The sequence below is a fragment of the Rhodobacteraceae bacterium Araon29 genome, assembly GCA_039640505.1.
GTDB lineage: Bacteria > Pseudomonadota > Alphaproteobacteria > Rhodobacterales > Rhodobacteraceae > CABZJG01.
This window is the reverse complement of sequence record CP046865.1, coordinates 413351-431086: the sequence shown is the minus strand read 5'-3', so window position 1 is coordinate 431086 and position 17736 is coordinate 413351. Positions and strand designations below refer to the sequence as shown.

The 17736-nt window shown below is 50.8% G+C and carries 18 protein-coding genes; 4 read left to right on the top strand and 14 right to left on the bottom strand.

All coding sequences use genetic code 11. The features are described from left to right. Window positions 1–20: 20 nt before the first annotated feature. Window positions 21–812 carry an SseB family protein gene (locus GN278_01900; GenBank protein ID XAT59685.1) on the bottom strand — a complete coding sequence of 264 codons (792 nt, stop codon included), beginning with the start codon at window positions 810–812 and terminating at the stop codon, window positions 21–23. After that, the gene (locus GN278_01895) at window positions 812–1408 is read right to left on the bottom strand and encodes a uracil-DNA glycosylase family protein (protein XAT59684.1); all 597 of its coding nucleotides are present in this window, start codon (window positions 1406–1408) and stop codon (window positions 812–814) included. Before GN278_01895 ends, GN278_01900 begins: the two co-directional genes overlap by 1 nt. A gap of 96 nt (window positions 1409–1504) precedes the next feature. On the opposite strand from GN278_01895, the gene GN278_01890 reads away from it, so the two are divergent. Beyond that, on the top strand, window positions 1505–1849 hold the full coding sequence (locus GN278_01890) for a metalloregulator ArsR/SmtB family transcription factor (GenBank protein ID XAT59683.1): 345 nt from the start codon (window positions 1505–1507) through the stop codon (window positions 1847–1849). Continuing rightward, window positions 1842–2864 carry a permease gene (locus GN278_01885; protein XAT59682.1) on the top strand — a complete coding sequence of 341 codons (1023 nt, stop codon included), beginning with the start codon at window positions 1842–1844 and terminating at the stop codon, window positions 2862–2864. Before GN278_01890 ends, GN278_01885 begins: the two co-directional genes overlap by 8 nt. 130 nt (window positions 2865–2994) lie before the next feature. On the opposite strand, the gene GN278_01880 is transcribed toward GN278_01885, so the two are convergent. The 7 genes from GN278_01880 to GN278_01850 all read right to left on the bottom strand — a co-directional run bounded on the left by GN278_01880 (window position 2995) and on the right by GN278_01850 (window position 9358). Beyond that, the gene (locus GN278_01880; GenBank protein XAT59681.1) at window positions 2995–3609 is read right to left on the bottom strand and encodes a DJ-1/PfpI family protein; all 615 of its coding nucleotides are present in this window, start codon (window positions 3607–3609) and stop codon (window positions 2995–2997) included. Between the two features lie 31 nt (window positions 3610–3640). After that, the gene (locus GN278_01875; protein ID XAT59680.1) at window positions 3641–4141 is read right to left on the bottom strand and encodes a hypothetical protein; all 501 of its coding nucleotides are present in this window, start codon (window positions 4139–4141) and stop codon (window positions 3641–3643) included. 23 nt (window positions 4142–4164) lie between these two features. After that, window positions 4165–5073, bottom strand: coding sequence for a hypothetical protein (locus tag GN278_01870; protein XAT59679.1), 909 nt, complete (start codon window positions 5071–5073; stop codon window positions 4165–4167). A 20-nt stretch (window positions 5074–5093) separates the two neighbouring features. Continuing rightward, window positions 5094–5561, bottom strand: a complete 468-nt coding sequence (locus tag GN278_01865; protein XAT59678.1) for a hypothetical protein — start codon at window positions 5559–5561, stop codon at window positions 5094–5096. Between the two features lie 18 nt (window positions 5562–5579). After that, on the bottom strand, window positions 5580–5777 hold the full coding sequence (locus GN278_01860; GenBank protein ID XAT59677.1) for a hypothetical protein: 198 nt from the start codon (window positions 5775–5777) through the stop codon (window positions 5580–5582). A 140-nt stretch (window positions 5778–5917) separates the two neighbouring features. After that, window positions 5918–6817, bottom strand: coding sequence for an EamA family transporter (locus tag GN278_01855; GenBank protein XAT59676.1), 900 nt, complete (start codon window positions 6815–6817; stop codon window positions 5918–5920). Between the two features lie 279 nt (window positions 6818–7096). Further along, window positions 7097–9358, bottom strand: a complete 2262-nt coding sequence (locus GN278_01850; GenBank protein ID XAT59675.1) for an adenosylcobalamin-dependent ribonucleoside-diphosphate reductase — start codon at window positions 9356–9358, stop codon at window positions 7097–7099. 125 nt (window positions 9359–9483) lie between these two features. Here GN278_01850 and GN278_01845 point away from each other — a divergent pair, with 125 nt between their 5' ends. Continuing rightward, complete coding sequence (locus tag GN278_01845) at window positions 9484–9915, top strand: DUF1489 family protein (protein ID XAT59674.1); 432 nt, start codon at window positions 9484–9486, stop codon at window positions 9913–9915. 47 nt (window positions 9916–9962) lie between these two features. On the opposite strand, the gene GN278_01840 is transcribed toward GN278_01845, so the two are convergent. From GN278_01840 to GN278_01830, 3 genes are read right to left on the bottom strand one after another with little or no spacing between them, the layout of a single operon-like run. After that, entirely contained in the window at window positions 9963–10655 is a 693-nt protein-coding gene (locus tag GN278_01840; protein XAT59673.1) for an ATP phosphoribosyltransferase, read from the bottom strand. Further along, window positions 10652–11737 carry an ATP phosphoribosyltransferase regulatory subunit gene (locus GN278_01835; protein ID XAT59672.1) on the bottom strand — a complete coding sequence of 362 codons (1086 nt, stop codon included), beginning with the start codon at window positions 11735–11737 and terminating at the stop codon, window positions 10652–10654. The genes GN278_01840 and GN278_01835 overlap by 4 nt, the downstream gene beginning before the upstream one ends. After that, window positions 11734–13209 carry a histidine--tRNA ligase gene (locus GN278_01830; protein ID XAT59671.1) on the bottom strand — a complete coding sequence of 492 codons (1476 nt, stop codon included), beginning with the start codon at window positions 13207–13209 and terminating at the stop codon, window positions 11734–11736. The genes GN278_01835 and GN278_01830 overlap by 4 nt, the downstream gene beginning before the upstream one ends. A 123-nt stretch (window positions 13210–13332) precedes the next feature. Here GN278_01830 and GN278_01825 point away from each other — a divergent pair, with 123 nt between their 5' ends. Continuing rightward, the gene (locus tag GN278_01825) at window positions 13333–14001 is read left to right on the top strand and encodes an SDR family NAD(P)-dependent oxidoreductase (protein ID XAT62495.1); all 669 of its coding nucleotides are present in this window, start codon (window positions 13333–13335) and stop codon (window positions 13999–14001) included. A 4-nt stretch (window positions 14002–14005) separates the two neighbouring features. Here GN278_01825 and GN278_01820 read toward each other — a convergent pair whose 3' ends face one another. Continuing rightward, entirely contained in the window at window positions 14006–15430 is a 1425-nt protein-coding gene (locus GN278_01820; protein XAT59670.1) for a 2-isopropylmalate synthase, read from the bottom strand. A gap of 557 nt (window positions 15431–15987) precedes the next feature. After that, window positions 15988–17730 carry an aldehyde dehydrogenase family protein gene (locus tag GN278_01815; GenBank protein ID XAT59669.1) on the bottom strand — a complete coding sequence of 581 codons (1743 nt, stop codon included), beginning with the start codon at window positions 17728–17730 and terminating at the stop codon, window positions 15988–15990. Window positions 17731–17736 lie beyond the last annotated feature (6 nt).

The window sequence follows — 17736 nt, the reverse complement described above, 5'->3', positions numbered from 1 at the left end:
AAAGTGCTAATGCGCAATGATTATTTTAGCTTGGGTGGAAAATTAGGATCACTACCTGGCGCTTTAGGTGGATTAAGGCCCTGTTTGGGCTTTTGCGGAAGCTCAAAAGAAATGCCGTACCGAGCGATGGCAGCGACTGTTGGCTCGTTGGGGTCAAAAAAACCCACATCAAGTGTCCCGGCTTCTAGACCCGAAAATGTAAGAGCTTCGTGTGCTGCTTTAGCCAAAGCCTTCTCAGCTTCTTCCTTAGCCCCGACAAACCCCAAAATATGCCCCATCTGCCCATCGTCATAGGTGACGCCTGTCAACCAGACCTGCTCTACCATACCCACAACGCTGACAAGCTTTGCATCTAATGCCGCAAGGAGTATTTCAGGTATATTTTTGGGGGTGTTGAAAGCAACAGGCTTGGCTTTTATTTCATCCGGGCTCTGATCAAGGATGGATGCAAGCCAGTTCAGAGCTTCGTTTGTCAATAGGATGTCCGAGGAGGAAATACCCAAATTCAACCCCAAACCCAACTCTTTTTTGCAAAGCATTTGTACGAGTGAGCGGCCAGACAAAGCTACATAGGGAGAGGGCTTTCCAGTAAAATCTACAAGACGATCTTCTGTATCAAAAGCAAGAACAACCTCGCCTCCTTCAGGCGCAAATACTTCAGGCAAGATATCATTTCCCTCAGGCTCTTTGCTAAGCAATAGAAATAATTCGGAATCCGCCACACGCTCAAAGAACCGAAGCCTTTTTGCGTCGTCGTCTGGAGCAGCCTGCATTTCCGCATAGGCCCGATCTATAGGTGTCTTTGGATCCATTACAAATAAGCTCGAACTTTTTCCCGTAGCACTGGTATCAACTCTTCTTCAAACCAAGGGTTTTTCTTTAACCAAGAAGTATTGCGCCAAGAAGGGTGGGGCAAGGGCAAAACGTCAGGTAGGTAATCGCGCCATTGGCGCATCACTTCGGAAACAGTTTGCCGTTTTTGCAAATGCCATTTTTGGGCGTAGCCTCCAATTGCTATTACCAAAGAAACATTTGGAAACTGCGCCAACATTTTCTGTCTCCAAACATCAGCGCAAAGGCGAGGAGGCGGCAAGTCAGAGCCCTTTTCATCATAGCCTGGAAAGCAAAATGCCATTGGCATGATCGCAATGCGCTCAGGATCGTAGAACACCACTTCTTCAATGCCCATCCAATCGCGCAAACGGTCCCCAGAGGCATCTGTGAATGGCTTGCCGCTTACATGCACCCGCATTCCGGGGGCTTGTCCGGCAAGCAAAATGCGCGCTGAACTTGCCCCTTGAAACACTGGTCTTGGGGAATGCGCGGTTGCGGTATTGGCAAACCGATCTGAACAAAGTGTACAGGCTTTCAAATCCCTAAAGATAAACTTGTTGGCGAATTCGGTCATAGGCTCAATATAAGTCCTTCTTGGTCATCGACAAATATATTTCGAATATTCTAGAAATATCTTGACACGGCCTTTCATTTCTATAATACTAGAATTATGAAAATATTCAATCAAAATAAACTTCCAATTGAAGTGGCTGCTTCGTCTTTTGCGGCATTAGGATCAGAACAGCGGCTTGCCGTTCTCAAAGTTCTGGTACGGGCGGGGCCGGAAGGCCTTAGCATTGGAGAGTTAGGCGAAAGGTCTGGAGTGACCGGATCAACCTTAACCCATCATGTCAAAATTCTTGCTCAAGCAAACTTGGTAACACAAGATAAACGAGGAAGATCAATAATTTGCGCCGCTGTGGCTTATGATCAAATTAAATCACTCAGTGATTTTCTCATGCTGGAATGCTGCGCAGATAGTGATAGCTCCTGCCAGGGGCGCTCTGATGTCTGAGGAAAAAACCAGCTATAAGTTCCCCGTCAAGATCGACAAGGCGGTCGCGGCATTGGGCTTACTGCTGCTTACGCTCTTAGTGCTGGATAGCTCTCAACTGGCTCCAACAGTAAGGTTTGCATTGCGCGCGCTCGCGCACACCGCGCCGTTTATTATTTTTGCAGTTCTCGCAGTGGCCTATCTTAAAGCAAGCGGCGCCGAAAATCTGCTGGCGCGGGCTTTCGAAGGGCGCCAAGTTAGAATGATCGGTCTTGCTGCCCTGCTGGGCGGCCTATCGCCATTTTGCTCCTGCGAGGTGATCCCGTTTATTGCCGCGCTGTTGGCCGTTGGCGCGCCGCTCAGCGCGGTGATGGCATTTTGGCTTGCCTCGCCGCTGATGGACCCGGCGATGTTTTTGATCACCGGCGGAACGCTTGGCTGGAATTTCGCTGTTGCCAAGACAGTTGCTGCCGTCGGGCTGGGGCTTTTTGGCGGAACGCTTACAATGGTTTTTGCGAAAAGTGCCGTCTTTTCAAACCCTTTGCGAGAGCAGCCCAAAGTTGGTAGCTGCTGCGAGGTCACTGCACCGTTTCAGGATAAGCCTGTTTGGAAGTTTTGGAAAACGCCTGAAAGGCGCGCGGTTTTCCGCAAAACAGGGATTGAAAATGCTGCCTTTTTGTTCAAATGGCTTAGCCTTGCTTACGTGATTGAAGCCCTGATGATCCGATATCTTCCGGCAGAATGGATTGCAGGGGCCTTGGGCGGCGATGGTTTTGGCCCCATTGCTTTGGGCGCTTTGGTCGGTGCGCCGGCCTATCTAAATGGCTATGCAGCCGTGCCACTTGTAGATGCGCTTTTAAGCCAGGGGATGAGCCAAGGCGCCGCAATGAGCTTTGTTATTGCCGGCGGTGTAAGCTGTATACCGGCGGCCATTGCGGTCTGGGCTTTGGTCAAGCCAAGAGTATTTGCGGCCTATTTTGGCTATGGAATTATTGGGGCTTTTATGGCGGGCAGCCTGTGGCAAACTGTGGCCTAAGGACCTTTTGAAGTCCCCGCAAAACCCTAAAAACAGCTATCTGTTTCACGTCGGTATTGCGTCAGTATCGCGGTGGTGGGATTTTCTTGAAATAAAACCATTACATAAGACCATATTTACCCATCACCTGTCAGTCTTTGACCAACCCGTGAATGGCGGCAAAGGGGTCCCAGTTTGGGTCATCATGCCATTGGTATTCGCTCCATTTAGCGACCTCTTTGGCTTTGGCGTCGCCGTGCAAATGGGCGATAAAACCCAGCGCCATATCCATTCCGGCGGTAACGCCTGACGAGGTAAAGAACTTACCATCTTCGACCCAACGCGCTTTGGCTTGCCAGTTCACCTTGGGTCCCTGACTGCGCACCCATGCAAAGGCAGCCTTGTTTGTTGTCGCTTTGAAACCATCTAAAACGCCCGTGCGCGCAAGCAGTGATGAACCGGTGCAGACCGATAGAACATACTCGGCTTTCTGCGCCGAATGTTTAAGCCAGTCTATTAGGTCTGGGTTAGAAACTTGATCGCGTGTTCCCATCCCGCCCGGGACACATAAGATGTCATAGGGTTTATGATCTATAAAACTGTCCTTTGCGATAATTTCCACCTGCTGGTTACTGGGAACGGGCCCCTTGTCAGCAGCAACAAGAGAGATTGAGAAATCCTCTTTTAACAAACCAAACATCTGCAAAGGACCGCATAGGTCCAACAGCTCAAACTTAGGAAAAACAAGGGCGCCAATATGCTTCATGATGAAGTCCAGTCATAAAAATATTTCTAGTCTAAAATCTGTTTACCTCAATCTTAGCACCAAAGCCTGCAGAAACTGTAGTGTCTGCTGTTCCATCTGAATTGATACTCTGCTCAAAGCCCACGCCTGGACCTGCATAAAAAGAGCCTCCCGTGGATAAGCCTGTTCCGCCTTGAACACCATCGCTAGAAAAATTTGCCGTACCTCTTAATTGCCCTGCTCCTGTGCTCATGCCGCCTGATATACTCCCACTTCCACCATTCTCGGTGCCTCCACCAGCAGTTCCCGAAGCAGGTCCAAATGTTCCACTGCAAGTCAAGCTTGCGCTTGCAGAAACAGGATCATTCTGTTCATTTCCTGATTGGCCATCGAACCGGCCGCTTGTTCCATTGCGACCCGATCCAGTAGTGGGCGACGAACCTCCGCCTCCACCGCCCGAACCACCACCACCACCGCCAAAACTAGTCGCATTGAATAGGCCTATTTCAAAATGGGTTTCTGATGGCAATTCACAGTCAATATTTCTGTCCATGTTTATTCTCCCTCTATTTACTGTTATTTACGCTCTATAAGCACGCTTAGTAGGTGCCCATATCTTTCATCCAATGACCGCGTTACGCAGTCCAAAGCACTGGCAAACTCAAACTTTCGGCAAACACTTCCGAGCTCCAACATAGTTGGCACCAGACTAAAATAGATTCCCTTGAGAACGTCAGGGTCGACACCTCGATCAAAATCGAAATTGCTTGAAGCCGCTCCAAAAATTAAGACTGTTTTATTTTGAAAACACAAAGAAATTTCGCTTTCTGAAAGGTTTGAGTTGGCTACAATCAACGCAGATTCCAATACATAGTGTGCAGGAAATTCATCATGTTGCGTTCCGCTCACGAAAACTGAGCAGTCGGTTCCGTCAGCGATGCCACCAGTTTCTAAGCGTACCTCTGGTTCTTGTAACGCTTTGAAGATCGGCGTATCTTCCCACTCTTGTTCTAAAATTGCCCTCAGCGGTTGCGCTAAATAGTAGTCGCTTAGCTGGTGGTCTGCTATTACATATGCCAGTGTGGGTGGCAAATCGCTGTGTTCAGAAAGTGCGCTTTCAACTCGTGACGCCATCGCATAAAACATGGCGAAAGCACGGGACTTTTCAATTATTTGACCGTAGTTTTCGGTTGCGTCAAAATAAGTGGAGACAACGGGACTTCCCCAAAATGCTGGCACATCGTTGTTGTTTAGGAGGAAAAAACTCCTGATATTTTGCGTTTGCCCCGCACTCTCAACGCCGTTGTTAGATGGCGAATCAGCGTATGCCAAGCCGCAAACAAAAGACAGTACCGATCCAATCAAGAAGTTTCGTGCCCCACGACTAGTTTTTAGTTTCATCTCATCCTCCTGCCAGTTTTTTGGCGTTTTGTGTGGTTCCAGACTGTATTTCGATCTGAGAAATGCGTCTTTTAGTCCACTCATTTTATGACCCTTTCAAAAAGTTAATTTGTTTCTAGACGAAATGTTAGCGTTCCGAGTTCAACAGTAGTTATGCACTGAGATATCAGTTCTTCATTTTCCATAGAGGCGCAAAGTGATATATGCTCATTGTATTCTCTTGTGTTTTTCTCATCCATATGGATTGGGCCATGAATTTTGCCCAATTGAGAAAACTTGCGAGATAGATCATCGGAACATTTGATAAATTGATCCGAGTCTGCGCATTTTAAGATTTCACTTTTAACACAACTCTTAAGCAGTTCTTGTAATTTTTTGTTTGGTTTTCTATTTTCGATTTGCTCTGCAACCGCCGCAATGCAAAGTTCCATCTCAGCATATTCGTCAAATTTTGAAACTTGATTTAGCACAGCTTTAGTAACCCAAGATTCTATCTGTGCAGAGAATATGGCTACGGCCACAGCAAAAGCAGCAAGTCCAACAACTATGGCTCTTTTAAAGCCTAATCCCATAATTTCCTCCAAGTGTTATCATCCCCAACTTTCGGAAAAAGCGATCCGAGCTGGCAGGGTTGGTGCCGGATGTGGCGTGACGCCGGGCACGGGCCCCTTGTCAGCAGCAACAAGAGAGATTGAGAAATCCTCTTTTAACAAACCAAACATCTGCAAAGGACCGCATAGGTCCAACAGCTCAAACTTGGGAAAAACAAGGGCGCCAATATGCTTCATGATGAATTCCAGTCAAAAATATTCCTATAGTCCAAAATCTTTTTGTGGGCATAGGCTACGGGTCGCGAGCGCCAAAATCTCCGTTGCTTTGTGCATGGGTTGAAAGATTATTGCACCTTCGAATTGTTCTCTTTTGTTCATTACACAGTCCTATTAAGAATGATGATTGAAACGCCTATTACTGCAAGTCCCGCTCCGATCCAGGCACCTTTGCTCGGCTTCTCTTTTGTAAAAAACCATAAGATGGGAAGTACCATGATTGGCGTTGTCGCCGACAACACGGTCGCTATTCCGACATTCCCTAGCTTAACAGCGTAAGTTAGAAAGAAACCAACAGCTATGATGATACCAACTACGCCCGCTACAGTTGTCCAGAGCAATCGGCGCCATGTGATGTTTGGCATCCAATGGGTTCGCGGAAAGAAATAGCCAACCACGGCAATAAAGAACCCAGCAGCCATTATTCGCATGGTTGCTATTATGAACGGATCAGCACCGAGGTTTAACGCGGGCTTGAGCAGGATAATTCCCACCGCTTGCGAAAGCGCACCGACTACGCCCCATAAAACGCCAACCCAAACTTTACCCTGATCGGTTTCCCATGCATGCGTTTGCTCTTTTCTCTTCCCGTATGCAATTGCGATGTAGATTCCGGAAAATGTAACAAGTATGCCCAAAACCTGAAAAATAGTTGGAACTTCGCTCAATAGAAAAATTCCCAACACAACCGCCATTGGTGCATTAAACGCGTAAATAACTTGCGTCCGACGAGGGCCAAGATACTGCATCGACATCAACATTGCAGAATCACCAAGGGAAAACCCCACAAGACCCGATAGGATCACGAGAACCACACCTGAACTATCAACAGTCTCCCATCCGCCCCAAAAAAAAGCGACCGCTGGCATGACAAATGCCATGAGGGTTAGCCGCAAGCGATTGTAAGCGGCTCCACCAAGTGACCGACTTAAATCGGCGTGAATTAAGCTTGTGACCGCCCAAAGGAATGCTGTGCCAAGCGCAAGAAACTCATACGTCATCAAATTATCTCAACCTATAGTGTGGGCACTTAAAAAGAGATCGGTTCCAAAATCTGGTGCGAAGGGCAAACTAATGAACATATGCGGGTATCATATTAGTCGGGCGGACATTCAAAAAGGTATTTGGCTCGTGCTTCAATCCGTTTCCCACATTGTGTTTTCGTAAATCGATTTTTTATGCACCTTCACTCTACTGCTTTGAATACCAGCATAGCGCGCAATTTCATTTTATATAACCTTAAAAATTGTTCTCAGTTTTAGCTAAAATAAAAGTCTAAATCACCCACATTTAGAATAGCCGCAGCTGCCGCAGGTCATACAGCCCTCAACCATCCGCAGATCATACTGGCCGCAACTGGGGCAGGCTTTGCCCTTGCCGCCATCCAAATTGACCACTTGTGATTGCGGGTCTTGCTTTAGGCCAAGCCCCTCGCCTTCTAGAAACCCAATGGCGATCATATGCTGTTCGATCACGCCGCCGATGGCCGCCAAAATAGAGGGAATATATTTACCCTTGATCCACGCGCCGCCGCGCGGATCGAACACGGCCTTTAGCTCTTCGACCACAAACGATACATCACCGCCGCGCCGGAAGACTGCCGATATCATCCGCGTTAGCGCCACGGTCCAGGCGTAATGCTCCATATTCTTTGAGTTGATAAACACCTCAAAGGGCCGTCGGTGGCCGTTGATCACAACATCATTGACCGTCAGATAAATCGCGTGCTCACTATCAGGCCATTTCAGCTTATAGGTCTGGCCGTCCAGCGCCGCAGGCCGGTCCAGCGGCTCGGACATATAGATCACATCTGCGCCCTGATCGCTTTCGGGGGCTTCATCGCTGCTTTCGGAAACGCTTAGAACCGATCCGGTAACAGCATTGGGCCGATAGGTGGTGCAGCCTTTGCATCCCAGCTCATAGGCTTGCAGATAGACATCCTTGAACGCATCAAAACTGATGTCTTCGGGGCAATTGATAGTTTTGGAAATGGAACTGTCGATCCAGTTTTGCGCTGCGGCCTGCATTTTAACATGGTCCGCCGGTGCAAGGGTTTGCGCATTGACAAAATAATCGGGCAGTTCTGTATCGCCAAATTTGTCGCGCCACATCTGCACAGCATAATCGACCACTTCTTCTTCGCTGCGCGAGCCGTCTTTTTGCAACACTTTGCGGGTATAGGCATAGGCAAACACCGGCTCGATGCCCGAGCTGACATTGCCGGCATAAAGGCTAATGGTGCCGGTGGGCGCGATTGAGGTCAAAAGCGCGTTACGAATTCCATCTTTGCGAATCGCATCGCGCACGTCGCTGTCCATTTTTTCCATCGCGCCTGAGGCCAGAAATGGCTCGGCCTCAAATAGCGGAAATGCGCCCTTTTCTTTAGCCAATTGCACCGAGGCAAGATAAGCGGCGCGCGCAATTTGATGCAGCCAGTCTTCGGTTTGTGTGACCGCCGCATCCGATCCATAGCGCAGACCAACCATCAGCAAGGCATCGGCCAGACCTGTCACACCCAGCCCGATACGGCGCTTTGCACGGGCCTCTTGGGCCTGCGCTTCGAGCGGAAAGTTAGAGGCATCAACCACATTATCCATCATCCGAACCGCCGTGCCCACAAGTTCGGCAAGCGCCGCCTCATTCAGCTGTGCGGCGTCATCAAAGGGACTGTCCACCAAGCGCGCCAAATTCACCGAACCAAGCAAACATGCCCCATAGGGCGGCAGTGGCTGCTCACCGCAGGGGTTCGTTGCCGCAATTGTTTCACAATATCCAAGGTTATTGGCGCGGTTGATCCGGTCAATAAAGATCACACCCGGTTCGGCATAATCATAGGTCGATTGCATGATTTTATCCCAAAGCCCACGGGCGGACACTGTGTCGTAGGTTTTACCAGCAAACACCAGATCATGCTGACCGTCGGCTTTCACTGCCTCCATAAAAGCGTCGGTGACAAGGACGGAGACATTAAACATCCGCAGCCGCGCCGCATCCGATTTGGCAGTGATAAAATCTTCTATATCTGGATGATCACAGCGCATTGTGGCCATCATCGCACCGCGCCGCGATCCGGCGCTCATGATGGTGCGGCACATCGAATCCCAGACATCCATAAATGACAGTGGCCCCGAGGCATCAGCGGCCACGCCGGTCACAAGCGCACCTTTGGGGCGCAGCGTGCTAAAGTCATAGCCAATGCCGCCGCCTTGCTGCATGGTTAGCGCCGCCTCTTTCAGCATGTCAAATATGCCGCCCATACTGTCGGGGATGGTGCCCATGACAAAACAGTTGAAAAGCGTCACTTTCCGCGCAGTTCCTGCGCCGGCCGTAATCCGGCCCGCAGGTAGGAATTTGAAATCTTCCAAAGCGTGATAGAACTTTTCTTCCCACTGCGCGGGATCTTTCTCAACCCGCGCCAGATCGGAAGCTATGCGCCGCCAGCTGGCCTCGACAGTGGTATCAATCGGGGTACCATCAGCTTCTTTCAGGCGATATTTCATATCCCAGATTTGTTCGGCAATGGGGGCAGCAAAGCGCGTCATAGGGGCTCCAAATAAACTTATTAGTTGCTGTTAGGCAGGGTATAGAGTTTAGGGCGTTACATCCCACAGGTCAACTTGCCAAAAATTTATTTGCGACTAGATTGAGCAATGCAAAGGGGAAGCACATGGCCGACAGTATTCATTTGGTAAAATTAAGTGTCGGCAGCGAAACCGTCGAAGACATGATTGCGTGGCAAGCCACGCGCAGAGCCCAAACCGATGACGGGCTTCCGCGGCATGTCACACGCATGTGGCCCAAGCGCGAAGATGCCTTGCTAAACGGCGGCTCGATTTACTGGATTATCAAAGGGTTCCTGCAATGCCGCCAACGCATTTTGCGGTTGGATGAGGTTATCGGGTCAGATGGTATTCGGCGCTGCGCTATTGTGCTTGATCCAATGGTTATTCGCACCACTTCTGCCAAAAAGCGCCCTTTTCAGGGCTGGCGCTATCTGACTGTGGATGATGCTCCGGTCGATCTTGCTGCACAGCGGGAAAATGAAGACCAACTGCCCCCTGAATTGGCAAATGCATTGGCTGATATCGGGGTTGTATAGTGCGCGTCACACATTAAGAAGAAAAAGCCCGGTCAGCTATTGAACCCTTACCCAATAGAAAGCTTGCTCAGCAAATTCTGCAGAACATTTTTCTCATATGAGTTTAAATGATTACTTTTTCCGCAGAACAGTGTCGCTTGGGATTTGAGTGCCAAACCGTCACTCAAAACTTTCAGATGGTTGGCAAACAAAGTATCGCCACTTGATGTGATATCGGCAATTGCTTCTGCTGTTTGGTTTTTCACGGTGCCTTCGGTGGCACCTTGGCTGTCAACAATTTGATAATCTGCCACACCGGCATTGCGCAGAAACTCACGCACCAGCCGGTGATATTTGGTGGCAATCCGCAAACGGAAGCCATGGGTTTTCCGAAATGCGGCGGCCGCGGCATCAAGATCATCCAATGTGTCCACATCCACCCAACAGTTTGGTACTGCAATAATCAAATCGGCGTGCCCAAAGCCCATTTCGGCAAGGGCTTCCACTTGTTGCTGCCAATTGGGCAGTTTTTCCTGCACCAAATCGGTACCGGTTACCCCAAGGTGGATCCGTCCTGCCGCCAGCTCACGCGGAATTTCCGACGCAGACAAAAGAACAAGCTGCAAGCCGTCGAACCCCTCGGCGGCAGCGGCATATTCCCGATCAGCACCGGTCCGGATCAACTTGAGCCCGCGCGCATCAAACCAGTCAAAGGTTTTTCCCATCAACCGGCCTTTTGAGGGTATGCCGAGCTTAATCATCTATCACCTGTGAGCTGCAACAAAACGTCTGGCCGGATGACCCCGCCCACCGCCGGTATGGTCGCCCCCTGTCCCAATTGCCGTGTGAGCGCATCATACCGCCCACCGGTTGCAACAGGGGGTAAATCAGTGCGGCCTATGGCGTGAAAGCCGAACACAAACCCGTCGTAATATTCCATTGACGTGCGCCCATAGCTGGCTTCAAAATCTAGGCTTTCAACATCAACACCCTTGGCCTCTAACGCCGCAAGGCGGGCTTCAAACAGGTCAAGCGCCGCAGAAATCTCTGGCATATCCACTGCAATATTGCGCAATTGTGCCAGAGCAAGCACACTGGTGTCGCGCACTGCTAGTAAGCTGGATAAAAGATTAACCTGAAGCTCTGAGATTGGCGGGTGGGCGGCGTCTTCTTTCAATCTGCGAATGCGGTCTTGAACCTCATCAGGGGAACGTAATCCTATTTGAGCGCCTTCAAACTCTATCGGGCCTTTGGACGTCAAAAGCGCATTTCGTGCAGCGGAAACAGGCGTGCGGCCGGAAAACCGGTCTAAAAGCGCGCGAAACCGGCCCGGCCGCCAGATGTGCCGCAGCAGCGCGGCCTTGCGTGCCTCTGTGGTGCGCAGGCCAGCAACAGCCGCCATCAAAATACCAATATCCCCAGTTACAGGCTGCACAGGGGCGTCGCCCAGCGCGTCCTGTATCAGGGCAAAAACCTCAGCATCCGAGGCCGCTGGGGTATCCCGCTCAAAAAGCTCATAACCGACTTGAATATACTCATTCGCCCGTAGCAGATCGGTTTCCTGACGGCGAAAAACCTCACCTGAATAGGTGTAGCGCGCCGGCTCTGCACCATGGGCCATGTGCATTTGCACGACCGGAACAGTAAAATCTGGGCGGAGCATACGCTCGCCGCGCAGCGGATCTTGGGTCACATAGGCGCGGGCGCGGATGTCTTCGCCGTAAAGATCCAAAAGCGTGTCCGCCGGCTGCAGCACTTCTGCCTCTAAAGGCAAAGCGCCGGCTGCAACAAAGGCATTTTGAATGCGCTTTGCCTCAGCCCGTATGTCGGCAGACTGTGTCATTTTTTCTGGGTATCCAGAATTTCGCGCACCTTGGCGACCAATTCATTGCGGCCAACTGTAAACTGGCTTGGCCGCGCTTTCCATTCTTCCAGCGTGGCGTTCTGCGCAATCTGCGCGCCAAGGATTAGGTCCTTAATCTGAACCTGCCCTGCTTCTTTTTCGTCCCCGCCCTCAATCACCGCAATGGGGGCATTGCGTTTATCGGCATATTTCAACTGATTACCGAAATTTTTCGGATTGCCCAAATACACCTCGGCGCGAATACCGGCCGAGCGCAACTCGGAAACCATGGCTTGATAATCGGCCATGCGGTCGCGGTCCATCACCGTGACCACAACCGGTCCCACCGGCGTGGCATCTATGCGGCCTTTTTCGCGCAGGGCCGCCAATAATCGGTCGACACCAATGGATATCCCAGTGGCTGGCACCGCCTGACCGGTGAAGCGTTTGACCAGATCATCATAGCGGCCGCCGCCTGCCACCGATCCAAATTGGCGTTTGCGTCCCTTTTCATCCAGAATTTCAAAGGTCAGCTCTGCCTCGAACACCGGACCAGTATAATAGCCCAAGCCGCGCACCACCGAAGGATCAATATCTATGCGGTCGGGGCCATACCCCCCTGCCGAAACCAATTCGGCAATAGTTTCCAACTCCGCCACCCCTTCGGCGCCAATATTAGAGGCCCCGATAGCGCTGCGTAAATTGGTCAAGGTTGCCTCGGCTGTGGCCGCTTTTGAGGTCAAAAAGGCCATCACCGGAGCAATTTGAGCTTCGCTTAGCCCAACCCCGTCAATATAAGCGCCAGAGCTGTCAAGCCGGCCTTTGCCAAGCAATTCAGACACGCCGGCTGCGCCCACTTTGTCAAATTTATCAATGGTGCGCAAAACCGCATCACGCTCGGCAATTTCCGATACGCCCATGGTTTCAAGCACACCGTTCAGTACCTTGCGGTTATTAATCCGAACAATGTAATCACCGCGCGGGATACCAACCGTTTCAAGCGTATCGGAAAGCATCGCGCAAATCTCGGCATCGGCAGCCACGCTTGCAGCGCCCACTGTATCAGCGTCACATTGATAAAACTGCCGGTACCGGCCCGGACCAGGTTTTTCGTTGCGCCAAACGGGTCCCATTGCATAACGCCGGTAAGGCGTTGGCAGATCATTGCGGTACTGCGCATAAACCCGCGCCAGTGGCGCAGTGAGATCGTAGCGCAGCGCCAGCCAGTCGGCATCCTCTTCCTGCCAAGCAAAAACGCCCTCATTCGGCCGGTCCACATCAGGCAGAAACTTGCCCAGTGCTTCAACGGTTTCCACCGCACTGCTTTCCAAAGCCTCAAAGCCGTAATGATGATAAACCCCCGCAATATCTTCTAGCATCTTTGTCCGCTGGGACACTTCTGCACCGAAATAGTCGCGAAACCCTTTCGGGGTCTGCGCCTTTGGGCGGGGTGTTTTCTTGTCTTTGGCCATGGTGCCTTTCCTAAGCTGAAAGCCTGAGGGCGGTGTAACCGAGCAGGCCAAAATGAGCAAGCAGTGGGATACCTAGGACTTAAACTTCTTGATTGTATCCCTGCGCCCCCTAAGTCGCAGATTATGGAAAATGTTTTGCTTATTGGACAAAGTGGAGGCATCGGCAGCGCCTTACACAAGGCACTTCTTGATCGGGGCGCACAGGTTTTGGGGCTGTCGCGGTCGACCGATGGTTTTGATATCACCAGCGAGATCAGCGTGAAAGATGCATTTGCCACGCTGAAGCCTCAAAGTTTTGACTCTGTGATCATTGCCAGCGGCGCTTTGGAAATAAACGGAGCACAGCCGGAAAAATCGCTGTCGCAGTTGACGCCCGAAGCGATGATGGATCAATTCAAAGTGAATACAATCGGCCCTGCACTGGTGTTAAAGCACGCCCGGCGGGTGCTGGCCAAAGACCGGCGCTCTGTGTTTGCCGCCCTGTCTGCCCGCGTGGGTTCCATCGAAGACAACCGGCTTGGGGGGTGGTATTCCTATCGCAGCGCCAAAGCCGCCCTTAACCAAATGATCCGCTGCGGCGCGATTGAACTTGCCCGAACCCATCCAAAGGCGATCTGCGTGTCGCTGCATCCCGGCACAGTGCAGACAAACTTCACCCGCAAATACCTTGGACGTCATCCAGCTGTTGCGCCGCATGAGGCCGCAGAAAACCTTTTGCAGGTCCTTGAGAGCTTGACCGCTGATGAAAGCGGTCAGTTTTTTGACTGGGCCGGAAAAAGAATCTCGTGGTAAAAGGCTATTCTTCTTTCACAACGCCATCTTGGTCGGTTGAAACGAGCGCGCCATCTTTCCAGCTTCCAGTGGCCTCTTCACCACTTGCAAACTTGATCGTGCCTTGTCCCTGACGTTTGCCTTTCACAAAAGTGCCTTCATAGATATCGCCATTGGCATAGGTGGCAGTCCCCTGCCCTGTGATTTCGCCGTTCTCCCAATCACCTTGATAGACAAATCCATCAGGCAGTTGAATTTTACCTTTGCCATGGCGGCGTCCTGCCAAATAGTCACCTTCATAGACCATGCCGTCGGCAAATGTGGCTTTACCCTGACCATTGCGCATACCGTCCTGCCAATTGCCTTCGTAGATATACCCATCGCTGTAGCGCATGACACCAAAGCCGTGGTTGCGCGCGCCTTTAAATCCACCTTTGTAGGTGATGCCATTGGGGTATATCGCCAACCCTTCGCCTTCAATAACTCCAGCGACCCACGCACCTTGATAGCTTGAACCATCGGGATAGGTTATTTTGCCTTCGCCTTCAGCAAGCCCATTGCCAAAATCGCCAGTATAGACAGATCCATCAGGATAGATGACCCGACCTTGACCTTGGATTTGGCCGTTTTCCCAGTTCCCTGTGTATTCATACCCGTCAGAGCCAATAAAGCTTCCTTTGCCATGACGTTGGTCATTTTCAAAATTTCCGTCGTATATGTCGCCATTGTCATAGGTCACCCGGCCACGTCCTTGCCGGCGTCCATTGGCGAGCATACCTTCGTAGACATCACCGTTAGGTTGGATCAACTTGCCTGAGCCGTTGATTTCGCCATCTTTCCACAGACCGTCGAACACCAGGCCCTCGGGCATTTCCAATACCCCGCGGCCTTCACGCGCGCCGCGCACAATGCTGCCTTTGTAGATCGCGCCATCGGGATAGGTCACCTTGGCATCACCCTCTTTGACGCCGCTCACCCAATCACCGTTATAGATATACCCGTCCGGGTTGGACATAGTTCCAAGCCCGTGGTGCATCGCATTTAGGAAACCGCCCTCATAGCGCGCGCCATTGGCATAGGTTGCAACACCCTGACCGGTTATTTTCCCGTCCTGCCAAGTACCCTCATACGTTCCTTCGTCAGAAAAAGTTATTTTGCCCAAGCCTTCGGGTTTGCCTTTAACAAAACTACCCTCATAAATCGATCCATTGGGGAACGCAGCGACACCCTGACCGCGTATTTCACCTTCTACCCATTCACCAGTGTATTTATACCCGTTTGGTAGGCTATAGGTTCCTTCGCCATGTTGCAGACCGTTTTTAAAGGTCCCTTCGTAAATACCGCCGTCGTCATATTGCTTTGTCACCACTCCAGCAGTCTGTGCCAGCGCGGCCCCAGATGTTGCGAGTAGTAAGATCATGACCCCAGAAATGATCAGTTTATTTTTCATTGCACTTGCTGCCTCTTATCCTCAGTGGACACGCGAAACCTAAAGGACGCGTTAGCATCTGACAATTGAAAATTAAGATATTTCTGCATGTAACGCGTTTGCAGGATGGCCTAACCCTCAAGACAGCGTAGAACACTTCACAAATCTAGGCTTCGCAGCAGCTTTGGAAGCCCACTTAATTAGTCTTGGTGTGAGGCATTATTATCAAGCCAAACTGAGGGTTATCAAATTCCATAAACATGTAAATCAATGAATTGTATGATTAATTTCAACACAAAGGTTGAACAGGCGGCTTTACAATTATCCCTAAGAGAACCAATCTTTACTTCCAATTTGTGGGTAAAGGGGGAAATTGAGCGAAGTGTGGCTGTTTTGTCAAAGACCCGTGGCACTAAACAAGCGGGCGAGCAGATACCAACATAGGGTGAACAGAAATTTAAAGGGTGCTACTTATGGTTGTTTTCTGCATCCTGTAGCTCCTTTTGCAGACCTGTTACTGTGAATGGGTCACATGAGATGCACGCTCATGTGACCTTAAAAATTCTCTCGTCCGCTCCCTAGCCCAATAATGCGTGGAAGAAAATCTTTGGCAATTTGAACCAGCTTGGTTTGTATTGGAACTTGGTCAGTGCCTTGCCAAGCTTATGTTGACGTTTGTTGGTGATGAAGAAAGGAGGGCGCGGCAATAGGGTGAACTGCCCTGACAAAAGCCCCCTTGGGAAAGGACGCCAAGGGGCTTGCACAACCACTTTCTCAGTCCTTTCCAACATGAAAGCGTTATGGACCGTCCCAATGCCAGAGCCAACATCTTTCAGCGTGCTGCCCGGATAGGCGCCCCAAGGGCAATTCATGATCAAAAATCCAAGAGCGCACCAGCCATTGATACCGATGGTGCCGTATTTGAAATCGGCAAGAATTTCCTCGAACCGCTTTTTGCCAATCTGGCGAATGGTTTTCGGATGGATGACAATATTTGCACCAAGCGTACCCCAAAGCTGGGTATTGGCATAATCGATCGAGGCAATAAGAAATGCTTCAGCGTCCGATCCATCGAGTTCCTTGATCCCAAAGGCCGGGCCAAAAACCTCACAAGACCGATTATAGCTGTCTTCGCCAATATCGCCGATGACCAGCGGCGGAGCACTGTCGCCGCGTGCAATTTTTTCAACTTTTCCACCGTGGTCTGCATAGCTTTCCAGACGCCCAAGGGCCCCCGGATACCAGGTGGGGCGGGTCGATGTGCTGATAACCTTTTTCAGCTCATCCAAAAGTGCACCAGCTTTGTCCCATCCGCTCGGCATGAGCAGCGCCTGTGTCGAAACGCAATTATGTCCCGAGTTATGCAGCTTCATCGTGGCAATGTTTTCCGCCTGATACCGGATATCAGCAGCGCTCCAAGGCCCCGGAACTACGATGGTTGGGCTGACTGATCCCAACTCGGATGTGATGCGCTTGGTATTTTTGGGGGCGCCAGCTTTTTTGTTTGCGATCCCTTCTTCGCCCACACCCCAGGCAATGGCATCATGCGTGGCATCAGATCCGGTTATATGCAGCTCTTCTACGATGGGATGTTCACATAGATACGCGCCGCCCTTGGCGTCGCCCTTGACGATCCGCAGAAATCCACCGTCGATAAAGGGTTTCATGGCGATCTGGAAATAGTCCGTCAGATAATCATTGATCGGGTTCATTTTTAGAATGACGACCTGATTTTCGAGGATCAGTTTCTGCAAAACATCAAGTGGGGTGATGGCCGCAACATTGCCTGCCCCCAGAACCAGCGCGACCTTGCCCACGCGGTCGTTGACCGGCACATCATACGCCACAGCGGCATGTTTTTTTAGATTGGACGCCGTGACATCTTTTTGCATCCAGACCTCGGCGGATATCCCACTTAACAGCAGGTGATCCCAGATCATATGTGGCAAGACGCGCACACCAAGTTGACCCGTGGTAAGTTGACGTGTGCGCAAATGATCAATGAACGTCTTGCCGTCCATCTGGGCAAGCGTGCCCATCAAAGCATTAACCCCGGCCATTGTGGCATAGGGCCCGGCAATCCATTCTTCACCCGCAATGGCGGTGCCCGGGATCAGACCCTTTTTGCGCGCTGCGGTTTCTGCCCAGCCTTCGGCAACCTTCATGATGCCGTCCTTCATTCCCGACAGCAACGCGATACGTTCAGCAGGGGGCAAGCGCGCCCATTTATCCTTGGCCGCGTCAAGCTCTGAAAGAGCAATATCATAATCTTCATAGAGAGCATCTTGGCCCTCAAAACTTAGCTGTGCACCTTCGGGCATATCATG

Coding starts and splice junctions, on each gene's coding strand:
- GN278_01885 (XAT59682.1), top strand. CDS start 1,842: ATGTCTGAGGAAAAAACCAGCTATAAGTTCCCCGTCAAGATCGACAAG.
- GN278_01880 (XAT59681.1), bottom strand. CDS start 3,609: ATGAAGCATATTGGCGCCCTTGTTTTTCCTAAGTTTGAGCTGTTGGAC.
- GN278_01865 (XAT59678.1), bottom strand. CDS start 5,561: ATGGGATTAGGCTTTAAAAGAGCCATAGTTGTTGGACTTGCTGCTTTT.
- GN278_01840 (XAT59673.1), bottom strand. CDS start 10,655: ATGATTAAGCTCGGCATACCCTCAAAAGGCCGGTTGATGGGAAAAACC.
- GN278_01860 (XAT59677.1), bottom strand. CDS start 5,777: ATGAAGCATATTGGCGCCCTTGTTTTTCCCAAGTTTGAGCTGTTGGAC.
- GN278_01825 (XAT62495.1), top strand. CDS start 13,333: ATGGAAAATGTTTTGCTTATTGGACAAAGTGGAGGCATCGGCAGCGCC.
- GN278_01845 (XAT59674.1), top strand. CDS start 9,484: ATGGCCGACAGTATTCATTTGGTAAAATTAAGTGTCGGCAGCGAAACC.
- GN278_01820 (XAT59670.1), bottom strand. CDS start 15,430: ATGAAAAATAAACTGATCATTTCTGGGGTCATGATCTTACTACTCGCA.
- GN278_01835 (XAT59672.1), bottom strand. CDS start 11,737: ATGACACAGTCTGCCGACATACGGGCTGAGGCAAAGCGCATTCAAAAT.
- GN278_01895 (XAT59684.1), bottom strand. CDS start 1,408: ATGACCGAATTCGCCAACAAGTTTATCTTTAGGGATTTGAAAGCCTGT.
- GN278_01900 (XAT59685.1), bottom strand. CDS start 812: ATGGATCCAAAGACACCTATAGATCGGGCCTATGCGGAAATGCAGGCT.
- GN278_01815 (XAT59669.1), bottom strand. CDS start 17,730: ATGCCCGAAGGTGCACAGCTAAGTTTTGAGGGCCAAGATGCTCTCTAT.
- GN278_01875 (XAT59680.1), bottom strand. CDS start 4,141: ATGGACAGAAATATTGACTGTGAATTGCCATCAGAAACCCATTTTGAA.
- GN278_01890 (XAT59683.1), top strand. CDS start 1,505: ATGAAAATATTCAATCAAAATAAACTTCCAATTGAAGTGGCTGCTTCG.
- GN278_01850 (XAT59675.1), bottom strand. CDS start 9,358: ATGACGCGCTTTGCTGCCCCCATTGCCGAACAAATCTGGGATATGAAA.
- GN278_01855 (XAT59676.1), bottom strand. CDS start 6,817: ATGACGTATGAGTTTCTTGCGCTTGGCACAGCATTCCTTTGGGCGGTC.
- GN278_01870 (XAT59679.1), bottom strand. CDS start 5,073: ATGAGTGGACTAAAAGACGCATTTCTCAGATCGAAATACAGTCTGGAA.
- GN278_01830 (XAT59671.1), bottom strand. CDS start 13,209: ATGGCCAAAGACAAGAAAACACCCCGCCCAAAGGCGCAGACCCCGAAA.